General features: G+C 42.7%; 19 protein-coding genes. All 19 read left to right on the plus strand.

The annotated features are described in order from the left end of the window. Positions 1-2: 2 nt before the first annotated feature. The 19 genes from CC92_RS0100100 (at position 3) to CC92_RS0100195 (ending at position 17112) form a co-directional block, all read left to right on the plus strand. Positions 3-785 carry an S-adenosylmethionine synthetase N-terminal domain-containing protein gene (locus tag CC92_RS0100100; RefSeq protein WP_029502425.1) on the plus strand — a complete coding sequence of 261 codons (783 nt, stop codon included), beginning with the start codon at positions 3-5 and terminating at the stop codon, positions 783-785. Beyond that, positions 785-2014: a site-specific DNA-methyltransferase gene (locus CC92_RS0100105; protein WP_029502424.1), complete on the plus strand. Its 1230-nt coding sequence runs from the start codon at positions 785-787 to the stop codon at positions 2012-2014. The genes CC92_RS0100100 and CC92_RS0100105 overlap by 1 nt, the downstream gene beginning before the upstream one ends. Beyond that, complete coding sequence (locus CC92_RS0100110; RefSeq protein WP_029502423.1) at positions 2007-3899, plus strand: DNA cytosine methyltransferase; 1893 nt, start codon at positions 2007-2009, stop codon at positions 3897-3899. Before CC92_RS0100105 ends, CC92_RS0100110 begins: the two co-directional genes overlap by 8 nt. A 99-nt stretch (positions 3900-3998) precedes the next feature. After that, entirely contained in the window at positions 3999-4844 is an 846-nt protein-coding gene (locus CC92_RS0100115) for a virulence protein (RefSeq protein WP_081841816.1), read from the plus strand. Then, the gene (locus CC92_RS23555; protein ID WP_029502421.1) at positions 4841-5227 is read left to right on the plus strand and encodes a DUF4314 domain-containing protein; all 387 of its coding nucleotides are present in this window, start codon (positions 4841-4843) and stop codon (positions 5225-5227) included. Before CC92_RS0100115 ends, CC92_RS23555 begins: the two co-directional genes overlap by 4 nt. Continuing rightward, on the plus strand, positions 5220-5402 hold the full coding sequence (locus tag CC92_RS0100125; protein WP_029502420.1) for a DUF5049 domain-containing protein: 183 nt from the start codon (positions 5220-5222) through the stop codon (positions 5400-5402). Before CC92_RS23555 ends, CC92_RS0100125 begins: the two co-directional genes overlap by 8 nt. A gap of 2 nt (positions 5403-5404) precedes the next feature. Beyond that, a complete protein-coding gene (locus tag CC92_RS0100130) occupies positions 5405-5644 on the plus strand; it encodes a DUF7678 domain-containing protein (protein ID WP_029502419.1) in 240 nt (79 codons plus the stop codon). A gap of 114 nt (positions 5645-5758) precedes the next feature. After that, positions 5759-7360 (plus strand): terminase large subunit, encoded by a 1602-nt coding sequence (locus CC92_RS0100135; protein WP_029502418.1) that lies wholly within the window; start codon positions 5759-5761, stop codon positions 7358-7360. 18 nt (positions 7361-7378) lie between these two features. After that, the gene (locus CC92_RS0100140; protein ID WP_034218378.1) at positions 7379-8737 is read left to right on the plus strand and encodes a phage portal protein; all 1359 of its coding nucleotides are present in this window, start codon (positions 7379-7381) and stop codon (positions 8735-8737) included. Next, positions 8622-9374 carry a head maturation protease, ClpP-related gene (locus tag CC92_RS0100145; RefSeq protein ID WP_029502416.1) on the plus strand — a complete coding sequence of 251 codons (753 nt, stop codon included), beginning with the start codon at positions 8622-8624 and terminating at the stop codon, positions 9372-9374. Before CC92_RS0100140 ends, CC92_RS0100145 begins: the two co-directional genes overlap by 116 nt. 6 nt (positions 9375-9380) lie before the next feature. Beyond that, positions 9381-10586, plus strand: a complete 1206-nt coding sequence (locus tag CC92_RS0100150) for a phage major capsid protein (protein WP_029502415.1) — start codon at positions 9381-9383, stop codon at positions 10584-10586. A 17-nt stretch (positions 10587-10603) separates the two neighbouring features. Beyond that, positions 10604-10915, plus strand: a complete 312-nt coding sequence (locus CC92_RS0100155; protein WP_029502414.1) for a head-tail connector protein — start codon at positions 10604-10606, stop codon at positions 10913-10915. A gap of 1 nt (position 10916) precedes the next feature. Next, on the plus strand, positions 10917-11255 hold the full coding sequence (locus CC92_RS0100160) for a head-tail adaptor protein (RefSeq protein ID WP_029502413.1): 339 nt from the start codon (positions 10917-10919) through the stop codon (positions 11253-11255). Continuing rightward, positions 11242-11673: an HK97-gp10 family putative phage morphogenesis protein gene (locus CC92_RS0100165; RefSeq protein ID WP_029502412.1), complete on the plus strand. Its 432-nt coding sequence runs from the start codon at positions 11242-11244 to the stop codon at positions 11671-11673. Before CC92_RS0100160 ends, CC92_RS0100165 begins: the two co-directional genes overlap by 14 nt. After that, on the plus strand, positions 11670-12011 hold the full coding sequence (locus CC92_RS0100170) for a hypothetical protein (RefSeq protein ID WP_029502411.1): 342 nt from the start codon (positions 11670-11672) through the stop codon (positions 12009-12011). Before CC92_RS0100165 ends, CC92_RS0100170 begins: the two co-directional genes overlap by 4 nt. 2 nt (positions 12012-12013) lie before the next feature. After that, positions 12014-12616 carry a major tail protein gene (locus CC92_RS0100175; RefSeq protein ID WP_029502410.1) on the plus strand — a complete coding sequence of 201 codons (603 nt, stop codon included), beginning with the start codon at positions 12014-12016 and terminating at the stop codon, positions 12614-12616. Positions 12617-12619: 3 nt separating this feature from the next. After that, the gene (locus tag CC92_RS0100180) at positions 12620-13003 is read left to right on the plus strand and encodes a hypothetical protein (RefSeq protein WP_029502409.1); all 384 of its coding nucleotides are present in this window, start codon (positions 12620-12622) and stop codon (positions 13001-13003) included. 200 nt (positions 13004-13203) lie between these two features. Then, positions 13204-15627 carry a phage tail protein gene (locus CC92_RS20620; RefSeq protein WP_420358854.1) on the plus strand — a complete coding sequence of 808 codons (2424 nt, stop codon included), beginning with the start codon at positions 13204-13206 and terminating at the stop codon, positions 15625-15627. 15 nt (positions 15628-15642) lie between these two features. Further along, positions 15643-17112 (plus strand): phage tail protein, encoded by a 1470-nt coding sequence (locus CC92_RS0100195; protein ID WP_029502407.1) that lies wholly within the window; start codon positions 15643-15645, stop codon positions 17110-17112. Positions 17113-17123: the final 11 nt, after the last annotated feature.

The following is a 17123-nucleotide window of genomic DNA, read 5'->3' on the forward strand; positions in this document are numbered from 1 at the left end:
TTATGTATGAAAAAGTAAATCCGTGCCATCCGGACAAGGTGGCAGACAGAATAGCAGGAGCCATTGTTGATTTGGCTTATGCAGATAATAACAATCTGAAAATTGCTGTGGAGGTGCTTATCGGTCACGGCGTATGTCACACCATTATTGAAACATCGGCAATGCTTGATGAAAGAGATATTGCTGATGTGATATTCCGTATTACAGGAGATATTACTCCTGATATTGTGATTGTTCCTCAAGATGTGCATCTTGCTAATAATCAAAAGGAACAAATCCGATGTGGTGATAACGGGATTTTTAAAGGTATGCCCGTGACAGAGGAACAGAAGAAGTTATCAGCTGTTGCCCGTGACATTTTTGAAAAGTATCCATTTGATGGAAAATACATCTTAAATGGTGACAGACTCATTATCTGTCAGAGCAATGCTGGAACTGATGAGTTACGAGCAATCTATCCGAATGCTGAAATCAATCCTATAGGTGATTGGACTGGAGGCACGAATGTAGATACAGGTGCTACCAATAGAAAACTTGGCTCTGATATGGCCGACTCTGTTACAGGTGGCGGACTTCACGGTAAAGATTTATCCAAGGCAGATGTTTCTGTTAATATCTATGCATTTCTTAAAGCACAGGAAACGGGAATGCCTACGGAACTTTGCTGTGCTATCGGTGATGATAGAATTGATGGCAGACCATACGCAGAAATTGTCGAAATGGCTCGACATTACATTGATGCCTGTGGTGGATTTGAGAAGTTTGCAGAATGGGGGTTGTTGTAATGATTATTGAAAAGAAGAATACAAAGGAACTGCTCTCTGCCGATTATAATCCACGTAAAGATTTAAAGCCGGGAGATAAAGAATACGAAAAGCTAAAACGCTCTATTGAACAGTTTGGATATGTAGAGCCTGTGATTTGGAATCAGACCACGGGAAGAGTGGTAGGTGGACACCAAAGACTCAAGGTTCTTATTGATATGGGAATGACTGAGGTGGACTGTGTTGTAGTAGAACTTTCTGAGGAAAAAGAAAAGGCTTTAAATGTGGCACTCAATAAAATCAGTGGCGAGTGGGACAATGACAAGTTGGCTCTGCTTATTTCTGATTTGCAAGGGGCTGATTTTGATGTATCCCTTACTGGTTTTGAGCCTGCTGAATTGGAGAGTTTATTCCGTGAAGATACAAAAAATGGTGTATCCGATGATGATTTTGATGTAGAGGCTGAACTTCAAAAGCCTACCATATCGAAATCGGGAGATGTATGGCAGCTTGGAAACCACAGATTGATTTGTGGTGACTCTACGAAAGCAGAAACATATGAAATGTTGATGTGTGGTAAAAAAGCAAATCTCGTGGTAACAGACCCTCCATACAATGTAAATTACGAAGGTAGTGCCGGGAAGATTAAGAATGACAGCATGGATGAAGATAAGTTTGAGCAGTTCCTATTGGATGCGTATCTTAACATGGAACAGAATATGTCAGATGATGCCTCCATCTATGTTTTTCATTCAGATTCCCATGGTTTGGCTTTTCGTAAATCATTTGAGACGGCAGGGTTCTATTTATCCGGTTGTTGCATTTGGAAAAAGCAGTCCATGGTTCTTGGCAGAAGTCCGTATCAGTGGCAGCACGAACCTGTACTTTTTGGTTGGAAGAAAAAAGGAAAGCATCAATGGTACACGGGCAGAAAAGAATCTACCATTTGGGAATTTGATAAGCCGAAGAAAAATGGTGACCATCCTACAATGAAACCGATTCCTCTTGTAGCTTATCCGATTATGAATTCCAGTATGAGTAACTGTATCGTTCTTGACCCATTTGGTGGTAGCGGTTCTACTTTGATTGCTTGTGAGCAGACAGGACGAATTTGCCACACTATTGAACTGGATGAAAAATACTGTGATGTTATCGTAAAAAGATACATCGAGCAGGTAGGAACATCAGCAAAAGTGTCTGTTGTGCGTGATGGACTGACTTATCAGTATGAGGAGGTCGCAAATGAATAATTTAACGCTGGGCAGTCTGTTTGACGGTTCCGGTGGGTTTCCTTTAGGAGGCTTGATTTCTGGTATTACCCCTTTGTGGGCATCAGAGATTGAGCCTTTTCCTATTCGTGTAACCACAAAACGACTACCAAATATAAAGCATTTAGGAGATATATCCAAAGTAAGTGGTGCAGATATTGACCCCGTGGATATTATCACTTTTGGCTCGCCCTGCACGGATATGAGTGTTGCAGGAAAAAGAGCTGGTCTTGATGGGCAGCAGTCAGTATTGTTTTATCAGGCAATACGAATCGTAAAAGAAATGAGGTGTAAAACCAATGGCAAATATCCAAGATTTATTGTGTGGGAAAATGTCCCCGGTGCCTTCTCCTCAAATAAAGGAGAAGATTTCAAAGCCGTCCTCGATGCAGTCTGCAAGGTCAAATCCGAAGAGTATGTTGTCCCTATGCCTGAAAATGGTAAATGGGCAAATGCAGGAAACATCATGGCAGGTGATTTTTCCCTTGCGTGGCGAGTGTTCGATGCTCAATATTGGGGAGTACCCCAACGAAGAAAACGTATCTACCTTGTCGCAGATTTTGCAGGTGGGAGTGCCGGAAAAATACTATTTGAGTCAGAGGGCGTGTCAGGGTATTCTTCGAAGAGCCTCTGCCCGTGGCAAGGAACTGCCGGAACTTTTAAGGAAGGCACTCTTGCAACAGGCATTGATGGATACAACGGAAGTCTGACGGGAGATGCAGCTGCTACGCTTGGAGAAAACTGTGGTATTTCTACAGGCAGAAATGGTGTCATAGTATTAAATGACCAAGGTGGGAATCGTATGGATGTGACTGAGGATATGACCTGCACTTTAAGGGCAAAGTCAAATCATCCTCCTCTTGTGTTTGAAAACCATTCACAGGACAGCAGATATGTGGGTCCGCTTGAAACAGCACAGACGGTGCTTGCCACCTTTGGTACGGGTGGAAATAATCAGCCGTTTGTGATGGAGGCTTACGGCATTTGTGCTAAAGAAAGTAATTCTATGAAATCCGACAATCCAAATAGTGGATTCTATAAAGCAGATTCCTCCAGAACCATTGATAAGAGTGGTGGAAATCCTACTTGCAATCAGGGTGGAATTGCTGTTGTTTGTGTAGACCAAGGTGGTGGTAAATCAGCTTGTAATATTACAGAGAATATGTCACCGACACTAACTTGTACCCACGGTGGAGAGCCAGTTGTATGTTTGCAAGGGTCTATGATTGGAAGAAAAGACGAGAACGGACCACAAGGATCTGGTGTAAATGATGATGTTTCCTTTACGCTAAACGCAACGGATAAACACGCTGTTGTGTATGCCATTGATAGAGAATCCTTTAATTGCGGACAAAATTTTGCTCGTAATCTTGGAATAACAGCTGATGGAGTAAATCCTACATTGAATGCGCAGGGGCCAAGTGCTGTGGCAACACCAACCTATTCTTCCAGTAAGGCTTCGTTTTTTACATCAGCAGAAAAAGAACTGGCGAATACATTAGTGGCAACCGATTATAAAGACCCACCTATTGTAAATGACGGTGATGAGTTGAAATATATCGTCCGAAGGCTGACACCTACAGAGTGTGCAAGATTGCAAGGATTCCCAGATTGGTGGTGCAGTGAACTTAGAACAGAAAATCCGACAAATGAAGAGGTTGATTTTTGGAAAGAGGTATTTGAAACCCATAGAAAAATTATGGGGACTTCCACAAAGCCAAAATCAGAAAAGCAGATAATCAAGTGGTTACAAAATCCTCACTCTGATTCTGCTGAATATAAGATGTGGGGCAACGGTGTGGCACTTCCGAATGTAATATTTGTGCTTTCGGGGATTGTGTGGAGTACACAATCTGAATGGCAATAAAGACAAGAATATTTAACACATTATTATGTGGAAATGACTTGCTATTTTGACCCTTTAGAGTGATATATGTAGTACCGAAAAATTAAGGAGGTACACACAATGAGATTTGAATTTAATGTAACAGGAAATGACCGCAAGGCATTGGTTACGGCAATGGGAGAAATCCTGCAGGTAAAACCAAAGTATATGGGGATGCCAAGTATGAATTACGAGGTAGATTATTTTACTGTCGACAAAAACGGCACCGTGGAGTTTGATGACAGAGCCGACAGCGAAGAAATTGAACAGTTGCTTGAAGGTCTTGCTGACAAAGGTTTTGTTGCAGCTCTCGCAGAAATGGGCGAGGCTTGGCTTGATGCCAGAGCCAAGGAATTATCCGAGGAGGCGAAACAAGAGCCACAGGACGAAGAGTTAGGCCTTACGGTTGCGATTCCTTACGATAAGGTGGCTGTCGGAAACCTTACCCGACTGCTTGAAGTTAAGGGAGATTTGATAAAGAAAGCCTTGGGACTTACAGAACTTCCGATTGAACTGTTAGAAGACAGAATCGCTTTTCCTTGGTTTCACACGATGCCAACCCCGGATGAGGTTAAAGCATATACACACTTTATTGCCGCCCTTTGCGAAATGAGTAAAAATCAGAAACGTATTACAGCAACTGCCAAAGAAGTGGAAAACGAGAAATATACATTCCGCTGTTTTCTTTTAAGGCTTGGCTTTATCGGAAACGAATATAAGCAAGAGCGTAAAATTCTACTTCGTAACCTCTCCGGTAGCAGTGCATTTAAGGATGTCAGAAAAGAGAAAACCTACAAAGTGGAACTGGACGATGATAACTTTAAGATTTTCACGGCTACCAATGAGCAAGAGGCAGAACGCATCGGACAGGCAATTGCCGAAGAACACGAAAGAGGGTATTGCTTAGTTGAGGAGGTGTCAGAATGAGATTTCCCAACAGAGAGATAGTAGATAAGGTACGCAAAGCCTATCCGATAGGTTGCAGAGTGGAACTTGTAAAAATGGATGATGAACAAGCACCTGCCATTGGCACAAAAGGTACTGTAATTGGTGTGGATGATACAGCAAGTATCCTTGTAAAATGGGATAACGGTTCTGGACTCAATGTTGTGTATGGCGAGGACAGATGCAGAAAGCTGGACGTTGTAAAAACAGTATGTTATGGCAATGAGGATATTTGGGATAGTCGTAAGGAGGCAGCCGATTTCTTCCTTAGAGCAATTGCGGGTTCAGAGGGTAGTGAATGTGAACGCTATACAAAAATTTATACAGAGTTAATTCTTGGCAAGGAGGTCTGCACCGATGAATAAAAAGATTAAGGAACAGATACTTACTATCAGAGCCACAGGAAAAACCAATATGTTTGATGTGCCGATGGTTCAGTACCTTGCCAATGAGATGCATTTTTACGAATTGGTAAATTACCTTGAAGAACACCGTAAGGAATATACACATTTTATTCTCACGGGAGAAACGGAGGTATAGCCATGTGGAGAGAAGGAACAATCGGCATTCCAAAGAAAGACGGAGGCTATAAAGCAGTTCACTATTCAGTTAAGGTCTATGAAGAAGGTAGTCAGTTTGGCATCAATGGTGGGAAAATCAGCAAGCTGACTTTGAAAATGTATGGTGTTATTATAGCCAATTATGATAGAGGTTGGGATATTGAACCGACTTGTGAAGAGGCAAATCTTGCACTTTGCATTTTACTAAACGAACATAATTAGAAAATCCTGCATAAGGTCAGGACGGAGCCATAAGGCTCTGTTCCTCGTATAGGACGGTCGCACCGATATGGTGGCGACTATTTTTTGTGCATTATTAAAGGAGGTGGACAGCATTTGCGAAAATTAAAAGATTATGTGCCTACGAAGTTTATGGCAGAAGACTCTGTATATGATGAGCAGATGGCTGATTATGCAGTCGGCTTTATTGAATGCCTGTGCCACACCAAAGGTACATGGGCAGGAAAGCCATTTGAACTGATTGATTGGCAGGAACAGATTATAAGGGATATCTTTGGAACTTTGAAACCAAATGGATATAGGCAATTTAATACCGCTTATATTGAAATACCAAAGAAGATGGGCAAATCAGAACTTGCCGCTGCAGTAGCGTTACTTCTTACTTGTGGTGATGGAGAAGAAAGAGCCGAAGTATATGGTTGTGCCGCTGACCGCCAACAGGCATCTATCGTATTTGAGGTAGCTGCTGATATGGTGCGTATGTGTCCGGCACTCAATAAAAGAGTTAAAATCCTCGCATCGCAAAAGCGTATTATTTATCAACCGACCAACAGTTTCTACCAAGTGCTATCGGCAGAGGCATACAGTAAACACGGATTTAATATCCACGGAGTGGTGTTTGATGAGTTACATACTCAGCCAAACAGAAAACTTTTTGATGTTATGACAAAAGGTTCTGGTGATGCCAGAATGCAACCTCTGTATTTCCTGATCACAACAGCAGGAACGGATACTAATTCCATCTGTTATGAAACACATCAGAAAGCAAAGGATATTCTTGAAGGCAGAAAAATAGACCCTACCTTCTACCCTGTTATCTACGGTGCAGACGAATCGGATGACTGGACTGACCCAGAAGTATGGAAGAAAGCAAATCCCTCTCTTGGTATTACGGTTGGTATTGATAAGGTGCAAGCTGCCTGTGAATCGGCACAGCAGAATCCGGGAGAAGAAAATGCGTTTAGACAATTAAGGCTGAATCAATGGGTAAAACAAGCTGTTCGCTGGATGCCAATGGACAAATGGGATGCCTGTGCATTTAAGGTAACAGAAGAATCACTTATAGGCCGTGTATGTTATGGTGGCTTGGACTTATCATCCACCACAGACATCACGGCTTTTGTATTGGTGTTTCCGCCTGTGGATGAAGATGATAAATATATTATTCTTCCATATTTTTGGATACCGGAAGATACCTTGGAACTGCGTGTGCGCCGTGACCATGTTCCCTATGATGTTTGGGAGAAACAAGGATACTTACAGACTACCGAGGGGAATGTAGTTCACTATGGATATATCGAAAAATTTATCGAAAATCTCGGTGAGAAATACAATATTCGTGAAATTGCGTTTGACCGTTGGGGTGCTGTGCAGATGGTACAGAACCTTGAAGGTATGGGATTTACCGTGGTGCCTTTTGGACAGGGATTTAAGGATATGTCCCCACCGACAAAAGAACTGATGAAATTGACCTTGGAACAGAAGATTGCGCATGGAGGTCATCCTGTTCTTCGTTGGATGATGGATAACATTTTTATTCGTACAGACCCTGCCGGAAACATTAAGGCTGACAAAGAAAAATCAACAGAAAAGATTGACGGTGCTGTGGCAACCATAATGGGACTGGACAGAGCAATCCGTTGTGGCAATAGTGACTCTGTCAGCGTTTATGATGAACGTGGCATACTTTTCATATAAGAAGGGAGCGTGATTCCTATGGGAATTTTAACTGGAATATTCAAGGCGAGAGATAAGCCTACAAATGCAACAGCTGGTAGCACATATCGTTTCTTATTCGGAGGTTCGACGTCCGGGAAGAATGTCAATGAGCGAACTGCAATGCAAATGACAGCAGTATACTCCTGTGTCCGTATTTTAGCAGAGGCAGTAGCAGGACTACCACTTCATCTATATCGTTATACAGATAGTGGTGGCAAGGAAAAAGCAATTAATCATCCTCTTTATGCGTTACTTCACGATGAGCCAAATCCTGAAATGACATCTTTTGTGTTCAGGGAAACACTTATGACTCATCTTTTACTGTGGGGTAACGCCTACGCACAAATTATCCGTAATGGCAAAGGCGAAGTGGTAGCACTATATCCGTTGATGCCAAATCGTATGGTTGTTGACCGCGATACAAATGGCAAATTGTATTACACCTATTATCGTGGCAATGATGAGGCAATTAAGAATAAAGATACTGCTGTTATATTGAAGTCTTCGGATGTTCTTCATATCCCCGGTCTTGGTTTTGATGGCCTTATGGGTTACAGTCCGATTGCAATGGCTAAAAATGCAATTGGCATGGCAATAGCCTGTGAGGAATACGGTGCCAAGTTTTTTGCTAACGGTGCAACTCCGGGTGGTATTTTAGAACATCCGGGAACAATCAAAGACCCACAAAGGGTGCGTGAAAGCTGGCAGAATACTTTCGGTGGCAGTGGTAACGCAAATAAAGTGGCTGTTTTGGAAGAAGGAATGAAGTACACACCGATTTCCATCTCCCCAGAACAAGCACAATTCCTCGAAACGAGGAAGTTTCAAATCAATGAAATTGCTCGAATTTTCAGAGTGCCCCCGCATATGGTTGGTGACCTTGAGAAATCGAGCTTTTCTAATATAGAGCAGCAGTCTTTGGAATTTGTGAAGTACACCTTAGAGCCTTGGCTTGTAAGGTGGGAGCAATCAATGATTCGAGCATTGGTTTCAAGTTCCGAGAAGGCTGCTTATTTTATCAAGTTCAATGTAGACGGACTTCTTCGTGGAGATTATCAGAGCCGTATGAATGGCTACTCCATTGGAAGACAGAATGGTTGGATGAGTGCCAACGATATCCGTGAACTTGAAAATCTCGACCGTATCCCTGCTGAAGAAGGTGGTGATTTATACCTCATCAACGGCAATATGACAAAATTGAAGGATGCGGGCATTTTCGCAGGAAAGGAGGAAACACAGAATGAAGAAGTTCTGGAACTGGAAGAATCAGACGGTAACGAATCAGGAAACACAGGAAACGGTGACGGAGAGGACTCTGTTTCTCAATGGCACGATAGCCGAAGAAAGCTGGTTTGACGATGATGTCACACCACAACTTTTCAAGGAAGAATTAAATGCTGGAAACGGAGATATAACCGTGTGGATTAACTCTCCGGGTGGTGACTGCATAGCTGCAGCACAAATTTACAATATGCTGATGGAATACAAAGGCAATGTGACAGTCAAGATTGATGGCATTGCAGCATCGGCGGCATCAGTTATTGCAATGGCAGGTACTAAGGTGCTTGTATCCCCTGTTTCTATGCTAATGATTCATAACCCAATGACGGTGGCGTATGGAGATTCTGCGGAGATGCAAAAAGCCATCGAAATGCTTGGAAGTGTTAAGGATTCTATCCTGAACGCTTACGAAATTAAGACAGGTCTTAGCCGTACAAAATTGGCTCATCTTATGGATGCAGAAACATGGATGGATGCAAATAAGGCCATCGAACTTGGCTTTGCAGATGAAATGATGCAAAGAGCTGCTGTGGCAGATGAAATTCCAATGCCACAAGTCAGTATGATGTTTTCACGCGCATCAGTAGTGAATTCTCTTATGGATAAAATTGCTGCCAAGTGTGAAATCAAAGGAAAGCCTACACAGGCTGAAACAAAAATCAAAGCTGATTCCTTAATGGATAGGCTCAATCTTATCAAAAATTGGAGGTAAACTATTATGACTATTTTAGAACTTAGAGAAAAGCGTAACAAGGCATGGGAGGCGGCAAAGGCTTTTGTAGAAACAAAGCGTGATAAAGACGGTCTGCTTTCTGAAGAAGATGCTAAGACCTATGCCGAAATGGAGCTGAAGGTACAAAATTTCACTTCTGAAATCGAGCGTATGCAGGCTATGGAGATGATGGAAAATGAACTTAATAAGCCTGTGAATACTCCTATCACTCATAAGCCTATGAACGGTGGTAAGGATAATGGAGAGGGCAAGCCTAAGACTGGCCGTGCTTCTGATGCATATAAGGCTGGTATGCTTAAGGCACTTCGTACCAATTTCCGTACTATCAATGATGTTCTTTCTGAAGGCATTGATGAAAACGGTGGTTATCTTGTACCGGAAGAGTATGATTCTCGCCTTATTGATGTGTTGACTGAGGAGAATATTTTCAGAGGTCTTGCAAATGTTATCACTACAAGTGGTCAGCATAAAATCAATATCGCAGGGGCAAAGCCTGCAGCAGCTTGGATTGAAGAAGGTGGAGAGCTTACTTTTGGTGATGCTACATTCAGCCAGATTAATCTTGATGCACACAAACTTCATGTTGCTGTAAAAGTGACAGAGGAACTTTTGTATGACAATGCATTCCAGCTTGAGAATTACATCATCAAGCAGTTTGGTAAGGCACTTGCAAATGCAGAAGAGGATGCTTTCCTTAATGGTGACGGTACTGGAAAGCCTCTTGGTATCTTTGCAGAAACGGGCGGTGCAGAAATTGGTGTAACAGCTGCAAGTGCTACAGAAATCACAGCAGATGAAATCATCAATCTTGTATATGCACTTAAGCGCCCTTACCGTAAGAGTGCAAAATTCATTATGAATGACCAGACGATTGCGGCAATCAGAAAGCTTAAGGATGAAAACAATCAGTATCTCTGGCAGCCTTCTAATCAGGCAGGAGAACCGGGTAAATTGTTCGGTTACGATGTTTTGACTTCTGCCTATGTTCCTACCATTGCCGCAGGTAAGCCTGTCATTGCCTTTGGTGATTTCAGCTACTACAACATTGGTGACCGTGGTACTCGTTCCTTTGCAGAACTTCGTGAACTTTATGCCGGAAACGGTATGGTTGGCTTTGTGGCAAAAGAACGTGTAGACGGCAAGTTGGTACTTCCTGAAGCAGTACAGGTTCTTAAGATGGCTACTGCCTAAGATTGGAGGTGGCAGTGATGAGCGAACTTCTTTTGAAGGTTAAGGAAAATCTGATACTGGAGCATTCGGAGGATGATGGACTAATTGAGCGTTTCATCACTGCCGCCGTATCCTATGCAGAAAGTTATCAGCACATTTCCGAAGGATATTATGCAGAGAATGCGATGCCAGCAACTACCGAACAGGCAGTGATTATGTTGGCATCGCATTTCTACGAGTCAAGGGACGGTTCAACGGGTGGATTTTTTGCAGATAATGTGCAGGCAGGACAGCAGGTTTGGAATACCGTAAACCTGCTACTCCGCCTTGACCGAGATTGGAAGGTGTGACATGAGTTTTGGGAAAATGAACACCTTTATTGATATTGTAGAAAAGCAGAAGGTTTTGGATGAAGAGGGATTTTCTACGATTACGGATGTGATTATTGCATCGGTAAGAGCCTATAGAGAAGGTCGACACGGAAGTGAGAAATGGGCAAACAGAAGTACATTTACCGATGCTACTGACCTTTTTTGCTTTCGAGTGATTCCGGGCATCAAAGTAACCACAGCAATGGTGCTTGTATGCGATGACGGAAGATTTGAAATCACTTCTGTAGAAGATGTCAAAGGACGAGGAATGTATGTGGAAGTCTTGGCAAAGGAGGTTGTTTCAAGTGGCACGAGTTGATGTGAAAATGCCCGATGAATTTTTGGAGAGAATGTCTCGTCTTGGTAGTCAGTTTGACAACATTGCTGAAAAAGTGCTTGAGGCTGGAGGCGAAGTTGTACTTGAGAAAACAAAAAACAATCTCTCTTCTGTTATAGGAAAAGATACCAAGTACGATTCCAGATCCACGGGCGAATTAGAAAGTTCTCTTGGTCTTACATCTGTAAAGATGGATAAGAACGGAAACTTTAATATTAAGGTTGGCTTTTCAGAACCAAGACGAGATGGTGGTAGCAATGCACAACTGGCCAATATTATCGAATACGGAAAAAGTGGTCAAAATGCAAAACCATTCTTAAAGCCTGCTAAATCTGCATCTAAGAAAAAATGTATTGAGACAATGAAAACAGCTTTTGAATCGGAGGTGGAGAAACTTTGAGTGTGTTAGCAGAATGTAAGAGCCTGCTTGAAGGCATTTCTGTTCCTGTAGAAACGGGAGCATTTGAAGGAACTGCACCGGATATGTATGTGGTTATAGTACCAATTACGGATTCTTTTGAACTTCATGCAGATAATGTTCCCGGTTGTGAAGTGCAAGAGGCAAGGCTCTCCCTTTTTTGCAAGGGAAATTATATAAAAGTGAAAAACAGTATTGTCCGAAGTTTGATTTCTTCGGATTTTACCATAACTGACAGAAGGTACATCGAACATGAAAATGATACGGGGTACCACCATTATGCCATTGATGTGGCAAAAATTTATGAAATGGAGGATTGATTATGGCTACAATTGGTCTTGATAAATTGTACTATGCAAAGATTACCGAGGATGAATCCGGTAATGAAACCTACGATACTCCTGCACAGCTTGCCAAGGCAATCTCCGCAGAACTTTCTGTGGAACTTGCAGAGGCTACCCTTTATGCAGATGATGGGGCGGCAGAGATTGTGAAGGAGTTTAAGTCTGGCACGCTTGCTCTTGGAATTGATGATATTGGTGTTACAGCAGCATCCGACCTTACGGGTTCTGTGATTGATGATAACCATGTTCTAATTTCAAGTGCAGAAGACGGCGGAACTCCTGTTGCGATTGGATTTAGAGCAAAGAAATCCAACGGGAAATATAAATACTACTGGCTGTACCGTGTGAAATTCGGTATTCCTGCTACCAACCTTGCAACCAAGGGAGATAGTATTACTTTTTCTACACCTACCATTGAAGGTACGGTTCTTCGCCGTAACAAGGTGGATGTTGGTGGCAGACATCCTTGGAAAGCAGAAGTTACGGAAGGTGATACCGGAGTTTCCAATGACACCGTTACAAATTGGTATAAGGAAGTATATGAGCCTGTGATTACGGCTCAAACTACAGAGGAGGGGTAATCAATGGATAAGGAACGCAGTGCAAACATTACAATTGGTGGTGAGGAGTATGAACTTATTCTTACCACAAAAGCTACCAAGGAAATTGCAGGTCGATATGGTGGTCTTGAGAACTTGGGTGAGAAACTGATGAAGAGTGAAAATTTTGAGATGGCTATCGGAGAAATTGTCTGGCTGATTACGCTTATGGCAAATCAGTCAATTCTCATCCATAACCTTAAAAATAAAGATAATCAGCGTGACCTGCTTTCAGAGGATTTGGTAGAACTTCTTACCTCACCTCTTGACCTTGCCAATTATAAGGTGGCAATCACACAGGCTCTGTATAAGGGAACCAAGCGAAATGTGGTAAGTGAGGATAATTCAAAAAACGCAGTGGTCGAGTAAGTGACGAAGAGTTATTTACTCGACTTTTATATTACGGCATCGCCCATCTTCATCTGTCACAGGATGAGGTATGGTTGATGCCGTTTGGTTTATTGCTTGACCTTTGGGAGTGCCATAAACAGTATCACAATATGGCAAAGCCAAAGAGAGAAATGTATATCGATGATATTATCCCAGATGGAATCTAAGGAGGTGGTTTGATGGCGGATAATTTTGGTCTGAAGATTGGTCTTGAAGGCGAAAAAGAATTCAAGAAAGCCTTGTCCGAAATCAACCAGTCCTTTAAGGTTCTCGGTTCGGAAATGAAGGTTGTGTCCTCTCAGTTTGATAAAAATGATAATTCCGTACAGGCTCTGACTGCAAGAAACCAAGTGCTGAATAAAGAGATTGAGGCACAGAGGCAGAAAATTGAAACATTAAGGTCTGCACTTTCCAATGCAGCTGAGTCTTTTGGAGAAAATGACCGCCGTACACAGAACTGGCAGATACAACTTAATAATGCCACAGCAGCCTTAAACGATATGGAGAGAGAACTCGACCGTAATAATACTGCACTTGATGAGGCAGAACGAGAAATGGATGATGTTTCTGACAGTGCAGATGATATGGGAGAAGAAATCGATGATGCAGCAGATTCAGCTGATAAATCTTCAGGGAAATTTGAAAAATTAGGTGGTGTTCTAAAGGGCATCGGAGCAGCTATGGGTGCTGTCGCAGTGGCAGCAGGTGCAGCGGCTGTATCCCTTGGAAAAGAAGTCATTGCTGCCTATGCCGATTATGAACAGTTAGTTGGTGGTGTAGATACTCTTTTTAAGGAGTCCTCGCAGGAATTACAGACCTATGCTGCTAATGCCTATAAAACGGCTGGTATGTCTGCCAATGACTATATGGAAACTGTTACATCATTTTCTGCATCTCTTATCCAGTCACTTGGTGGAGATACTGAGGCGGCTGTAAAGTATGCAGATATGGCCATTACGGATATGGCGGATAATGCCAATAAGATGGGTACCGACATTTCCCTTATTCAAAATGCTTATCAGGGTTTTGCGAAACAGAATTATACGATGCTGGATAACCTTAAACTTGGTTACGGAGGCACTAAAACGGAGATGGAGCGTTTGCTTGCAGATGCACAGGCAATCTCTGGTATTGAGTATGACATCAGTTCTTACGCTGATGTGGTAGAGGCTATCCATGTTATTCAGGACAGTATGGGTGTGGCAGGTGCAACAGCAGCCGAGGCGGAACATACCATTTCCGGTTCTATTAATTCATTGCAGGCGGCATTACAGAATATGCTTGTAGGTTTTGGTGATGCCGATGCTGATATGAATATGCTTTGTCAGAACATGGTGGATGCACTTCAAAATGTAATCCGAAATGTAACGCCCGTCATTGAAAATATGGTAAAAGTTCTGCCAACCGTAACAGATGCACTCTTGACAGCGATTGCAGACCTTTTGCCTACTTTATTGGAAACTGTAACAGAACTATTTTCGCAGTTGTTAAATACGATACTGACATTACTACCTCAGTTAATCCCAGCCGCTGTTGATGCCATTATGACAATTGTGCAGGCTTTGATTGATAACTTGCCGTTGCTCGTAGAGGCGGCAGTTCAGTTGGTGGTTGCATTGGTAGAAGGTATTGGTACGGCTCTGCCACAGCTTATTCCGGCAGCAGTACAAGCTATTGTAACGATAGTGCAGGGATTGATTGAAAATCTGCCTTTGATTTTAGATGCAGCCTTACAGCTTATTATGGGTCTTGCACAGGGACTTCTTACTGCAATTCCAATGCTAATAGAGGCACTGCCGTCTATTATCATAGCCATTGTGGAATTTCTCATCAGTTCGATTCCACAAATCATCGAAGCAGGCATTCAACTTTTGACCTCTTTGGTATTGGCTTTGCCAGATATCATCACGGCAATTGTAGCGGCAATCCCGGAAATTATTATGGGAATTGTAAATGCAGTGCTTGGCAATATTCCTCAAATCATCATGGCAGGTGTGCAGTTGCTGACAGCTCTCATTACGAATCTTCCGACCATCATCGTAGAAATCGTAAAAGCCGTGCCACAGATTATAGCAGGTCTTGTATCTGCATTCAGACAGGGTGTATCTCAACTTGCTGATGTGGGTGCGAACCTTGTGCGGGGACTTTGGAATGGTATCCAGTCCCTTGCATCGTGGCTTTGGGACAAGGTATCCGGTTGGGTTTCGTCCATTTGGGATGGTATCTGCGACTTCTTCGGTATCGCATCTCCTTCTAAGGAAATGGGATGGGTTGGTGAGATGCTTGTGGAAGGTCTTGCAGGTGCAATCAATGCCAACGGTAAGGATGCTGTTGTGGCCGCTGAGGGCATGGCGAATGATATCAACGGTGTCATGCATGGTCTGGCATCAGATATACAGACAAGCCTGCCAACAGACTTTGATTTTTCAACCGATGTGGGATACAGGGTCAATGGGCAGACGGTTTCCGTCTTTGGGAACAATTCAGCAAGTTTTAGCTTGAATCAGCCGATTATGATTGACGGTAAAACCATAACGACGATTGTTTCACAAATTCAGTACAGCCAAGGACGAGCATCTATTCGTAACCTTGGTACGGCATAAGAAAGGAGGTCTTTTATGTCTTATTTTGTTGATGGTGTGACTTATTACACCGTTCGGTTTTTAAATTACGCAGGCACAGACCTTCTTGGAACGGCGGATGTGGAGGCAGGAGGAGATGCCACTCCTCTTGCCCCTACCACGGAAGTGTTCGAGGATAAGGTCTTTGTTGGGTGGAATGCTGATATTACAAAGGTCATGGAAGATATGACCGTGCGTCCGGTATATCAGTCACTTTTTGTGGTTACTTTTATGAATGCTGACGGCACGGAGGCTGTTTCCATTCAGTATGTTGAACCAGATGGTGATGCAGTTCCCCCGACACCGGAAAAAATATCCGGAAAGATATTTATCAGTTGGAGCGCATCGTTTTTCAGTGTTAACTCTGACCGCACAATAAATCCGATATACCGTGAGATACCACCAAGACCGGAATTAAAGTTCTATGAAGCTGTCGCAGACGGCTCGTCCGGAGAACTGATTAAAACTTATCGTGCTGTGAACTCCTGCAGCATCGTACAGAAACTGAGTGGAGAATGCACGATTGATGTAAGCCTTCTTACAAGAAATACGGAAGGACATGTGGATGTCAACAGCCGTCTTGAGGTGGAGGGACTTGTATTTTATATCAACGGTCTGAAAAAGAACATTTCCGGAGGCATCTGCTATACGCAGTTTATCGGTGAGCATATCACTTACATCCTGAACAATGACGAATACAAGGTGGCTGCATTCGACCAGTCAGGCACGGTAAAAAGCATACTGAAGACCTTGCTGAAAGGGACTCCTTTTACGGTTGGTACGGTTGATATTGAAACGGAAGTTACTTTGCGTATCAACAAGGAATGTACCCGTCGTGCCGCTATCATGCAGCTTTTGGCACTAGCAGATGGAGAAATTGAATATTACGGCTATACCATTGGCATTCGCAGTCATGTAGGAAATGAAACTCCGATAGATATCTTAAAAAAGGCAGCAGTACAGGATATCAGTTTTTCCTACAGTGTTGCGGATAACACAACAAATTATGAGATTTCACTGTATAAGAAAGGTACTCTTGAACTTGGTGATGAATTGATTGTAGCGTTTAAGCCGATGGAAATCGAAACAGAAAGTCGAATCGTAGGTATGGACTGGAATCCGTTCAATCGTAAAGAAGTGAGAATTACCATCGGTGCCTATATCCCAACACTAAATGATTCCTTATATGACTACATCAGTATGGTTCAGGATATTACCGAGAGTACGGCAAAATACACTGTTGAATTTGGAGAACTAATTGGGAATGGAACTTTTTATTTTACCCATGCATATCTGGACCGTCCTTATTATCACATTCATACGGATGACGGCAGCGAAGGCACTATCACATTAAACAGAAAAGACGGAAGTGCTTTCGGTTCTTATGTTGGTGCTACCTTATCCGGTGTGCAGTCAACAACTACAACGGTTGTGGTATTTTATTGTACGATATCTGATGAGGCATAGGAGGAGATGTT

Origin of the sequence: Lachnoclostridium phytofermentans (genome assembly GCF_000733755.1) — a bacterium.
GTDB classification, from domain to species: Bacteria; Bacillota; Clostridia; order Lachnospirales; family Lachnospiraceae; genus Lachnoclostridium; species Lachnoclostridium phytofermentans_A.